This window comes from Arcticibacter sp. (assembly GCF_045629565.1).
GTDB lineage: Bacteria > Bacteroidota > Bacteroidia > Sphingobacteriales > Sphingobacteriaceae > Arcticibacter.
On sequence record NZ_JAZQRL010000031.1, the window covers coordinates 1 to 3,522 of the forward strand.

3 protein-coding genes are annotated in these 3,522 nt (G+C 45.5%); 1 reads left to right on the top strand and 2 read right to left on the bottom strand.

Features of this window, described 5'->3' with window-relative positions:
• Positions 1-116: 116 nt before the first annotated feature.
• On the bottom strand, positions 117-959 hold the full coding sequence (locus ACKI5J_RS03945; RefSeq protein WP_407426726.1) for an NAD-dependent epimerase/dehydratase family protein: 843 nt from the start codon (positions 957-959) through the stop codon (positions 117-119).
• Between the two features lie 116 nt (positions 960-1,075).
• On the opposite strand from ACKI5J_RS03945, the gene ACKI5J_RS03950 reads away from it, so the two are divergent.
• A complete protein-coding gene (locus tag ACKI5J_RS03950) occupies positions 1,076-1,909 on the top strand; it encodes a helix-turn-helix transcriptional regulator (protein ID WP_407426728.1) in 834 nt (277 codons plus the stop codon).
• Between the two features lie 587 nt (positions 1,910-2,496).
• On the opposite strand, the gene ACKI5J_RS03955 is transcribed toward ACKI5J_RS03950, so the two are convergent.
• The coding region (locus ACKI5J_RS03955; protein ID WP_407426730.1) for an S-layer homology domain-containing protein at positions 2,497-3,522 on the bottom strand (1,026 nt) is incomplete at its 5' end.

The window sequence follows — 3,522 nt, forward strand, 5'->3', positions numbered from 1 at the left end:
AACGGCAAGTTTTAAGGCCATCCTTGCCAGGATGGCCTTTTGGGGTCTAACTTTGTTCAGCTAACGTACCCGTTAGCCAACCCATCAAAATGACTCCTCAGGTACCTTCAACTTTATTAGATAGCACCTGCATCTCTTGCCGAATAAAATGACGGGTAAATCGGCCGATAATTTAATTCTTCTCTGATCCGTGTGGTATCAACGACCATATCCCATGGATCATAAGCCTGCTGCAGTGCGTCTGGCGTAAATTCACTATGATGAAGCATGGCCAATTCCGCAGCGGAGATCGGCGCATCGTCGGCAACATTGTAGATCCGGCCATCCATTCCTGGTGTGGAAGCGGCGAGCATCAGGGCTTGAGCTACATCCGCATGGTGTGCCATATGCATTCGTTTGGCTGGATTCCAATTGCGCATATACGGAAGAAATTCCTGGATATGAGGGTCCTGATCACCATAGACAAAAGGAAGCCGTACTATACGCAGTCCCAATCCCTGATCGCGATGAAGCTGCAGCAGAGCCGTTTCGGCCGCGGCTTTGGTTTGAGGATATGCAAAGGCAGGACTAAGCTCGTCATCTTCACGGTTGGGTCTTGAGCGATTCCCGGAGCCGTATACATTATTGGTACTGGCAAAAACAAATTTTGGCACTTCCGCCTGCAACGCAGCGCGTGCTAGGGCTATACTGCCATCGAGGTTTGAGATTTTGGCGGTATTCTCGTCTACCCCACGGAACTGAGCTGCCAAGTGAATCACAGCAGCAGTGCCCTGGAGAGCGTCAACATAATCCTTCGGCTGCAAAAGATCGCCTTCAATAAGTTCAGCTCCCTGCTGATGAAGCCAATCTGCCTTTGCAGCGTCCCTAACCAACACTTTAACGTGATGACCCCGCTGTAACATACGCGGAACAAAACGGCTTCCTACTTTTCCTGTGGCACCTGTTACAAAAATGTTCATTGTTCAAATCCTCCTAAGTTTTTAGAAGCTATACTGGCAGTATAATAGAACGCGTAAGTAGCAACCTTCCTGCGTTTATCGTATGATTGAAAGTGTCAGGATAAGGAGGAGTTTGAATGGAAGAAATTCCTTCCAGAAAGTCGTTAGGTGAATTTTTGCGCTCGCGCCGGGAACGTCTTACTCCGGAAGAAGTAGGGTTAACATCCTATGGACAACGCCGGACCTCGGGGCTTCGAAGGGAAGAAGTAGCCCTGCTTGCCCATATTGGAACATCATGGTACACCTCTTTGGAACAAGGCAGAAGTGTCAATCCATCAGAGGATGTACTGAATAACATAGCAAAAGCGCTGCAATTGACTGAGGATGAACGCTCCCATCTCCATCTTCTTGCAAGACCGGCACAACAGGAAAAGGTAGAACATCAGCAATTAAATGCAGGCTTGGAACAGATGATCAGGGCACTTGAACCGAATCCGACATTCGTACTCGGAAGATACTGGAATTTACTGTTTTGGAACAAAGCAGCTGAGTTCGTATTCCATTTCCCATCATTTTCAGATCAACCGCAGCAGAGACCTAATTATATGAGACTCTTCCTGATGGACAACAAGCTGGGATCAGGCATAAAGGATTGGGAAGCCAAAAGACAAATCATGATCGCACGCTTTCGGGCGGATTACGGACACTTCCCGAATGATCCGGGGTTCAAGGAGCTTATTGAGGAATTTATGCAGAAAAGCCAGCTGTTTCGCGAGAGCTGGCCGATGCATGACGTTCAGGTCGTAACCGATTGCCACAAACGATGGTACGATCCTCGTATTGGAGAGATGGAGTTTGAACATGTGACCCTGCAGCCGCCGACCCATCCGGATCTGAAGATCATGATTTATACAGCTTCAGCAGATACTGCTTTACGTCTGGGAAGTTTAGTGAGCAATCAGGAGTATTGATCAGTTACTTGAGACTTGCATTCACTCTAGAACTGTAGAACCAAGACCCCTTTCGAGGGGTCATTTTCTTTTTTAGGTGGTCTGTAGATTGAGAATCAACAAAACGGAGCAGGAAGTGAACACCGCACGATTAGCTTGGTTAAGAGCTAATCGTGCCTTTTTGGCGAAGACTCTTACGGAGAGTAGTTGGTTACGACTAACCACAGTGGCTTGCAAAAACTATAGTTTACCGGAGTATGAAGGCCATTATATGAATGAACTTCCTGACTTAGCTGTTGACTATATTGAATCAGTGCACGATAAATTTTACTCAACATGGAATTGATTTAGTTTTCCACATCGCTTATCTTGTAATACAAAAAACTTGTCGCTACTTATGATACGGTTCTCCGTAACAACTGTAGAGCGAAACTGGACCTTCTGAGGATAAGATTCTGGTGCGTCTAGGATATACCCTGTGTACTCTATATCTATTCAAAAACGAACTATACTTAGAAGCTCTAATTTGAGCTTCTAATATAGTTCGTTTTTCTCGCTTTTTACATTATAACCATTCTCACCATCAGTCGACTTCTAAGGAGGTCATTTTACTTACTCTCTTGCGCCATCAGATTCAAAAGCATCGTTACCGCCTCCGCTCTTGTAGCCTGATCTTTCGGAGCGAACGCATTTTGGCTTTTACCAGAAATAATGGCTAACTTCTGCAATGCTGCTACCTGCCCCTTCGCCCAGCTTGGTATTTCAGCATCATCTGCGAAGGTTGTAACTGCTATGCCATCCACTTTCAATGATAGCGCCTTTGCAATCATTACAGCCATTTCTGTACGCGTAATTTTGTCGTTCGGACGGAGAGTACCATCTGAATATCCATTAATAATACCTGATTGTACCGCGTTCTCTATCGCTGTTATCGCCCATGCACCGATATCAGCCTTATCCGTAAACGTCAGATTCGTTGCTTCTGTGTCTTGTTGGTTCAAAGCATTCATCAACATCACCACAAATTCTGCACGAGTTACCGCGTTGTTCGGTTTAAAGGTACCATTTTCATACCCTTTCACAATTCCTACTTGTGTAGCTTTATTGATATTCGTTGCTGCCCAGTGGCCTATTACATCGCTGAATGTCGGCGGTTCCGGCTCAGCCTCTTGCTCACCATGACTAACAGCCATCACAGAAAACTTCGTTAAGTGATCCACTTCCACTGTGATTGTATTGCCGTTAATCTTACCACCCTGAACCTGCACCCATTCCTTTTTCACTTCGTCATAATAGAAGACCTCTGGTGTTTGATTTGTCTTCAACGCTGCTCGATCAAATGTGAAGGTTAATGTGATCGGGTGATTGAAATTCCCAGTGAAATTTTTCAGAATTTCAAAGATTGGACTGATTAACATCTCTGCTTCAGGTTCCGCTTCCATCCATCCTATATCAAGCAGCTCCTCGATGGTTATAATAAGCTCTTTGTCACTCGCATTGGCCGGGATAGAGATCGTGATTGCATTCTCTAAACTGACCTCGCCGCTTTTACCTACAGGGAGCACGATACTTCCTTCATTAGAAATCACTTCACTATTGTCTGATGGCGGAATTATTTCACTACCAGCTGGAGG